We start from the raw sequence: 631 nt of genomic DNA on the forward strand, positions 1-631 counted from the left end.
GAAGCTGAGATCGGCTACGTAGTTATTGATGTGGAAACTGAGCGTTCAGAAGAAGCACTAACTAAGCTGAAAAGCATTGAAGGCACGATTCGTGCTCGTATTCTTCATTAAGAAGAATCCATACAATAAAGGCAGGGATTATCCCTGCCTTTTCTTTTTGTGTTACCAAAACAAATTATTTTAATTTGTAAACCACATCCACTTGGTCACGAATTACAAGAGTCGAGTCTTGGTAACTGTTCGAACCTTGCTTGCTGTCCATCGCCATTGAGCGCATCAACACAGGCTGTACATGCATTTGGTTATAGTTAATTTGCCAGATGCCGCCGAGTTTTTTATCAAAGCCAGATGCAAGCGATGCCGCTTTTTCTCTCGCATCTTTGATCGCAGCCATGCGTGCTTTTTGTTGGTATTCCGCTTGATTGCTCACTTTCAATTGGATGTTGTCGACCTGATTAATGCCAGCTTTCAACGCCATATCCAAATACTGGTTAAGATCGGCTAAATCTGTCACTGTTACATTGATGCTGCGTGATGCTCTGTATCCAACCAACTCCGCTTTGCCCGATTTAGGGTAGTGATACTGAGGCGCAAGATACAGGTTTGAGCTGGTGATATTGTCCTTTGATAA

The 631-nt window shown here is 42.8% G+C and carries 1 protein-coding gene; it reads right to left on the bottom strand.

All coding sequences use genetic code 11. The features are described from left to right. Positions 1–175: 175 nt before the first annotated feature. On the bottom strand, positions 176–631 hold a 456-nt coding region (locus R7Z50_RS28530), incomplete at its 5' end, for an SIMPL domain-containing protein (RefSeq protein ID WP_318149885.1).

This window comes from Vibrio sp. 1249-1 (genome assembly GCF_033340495.1).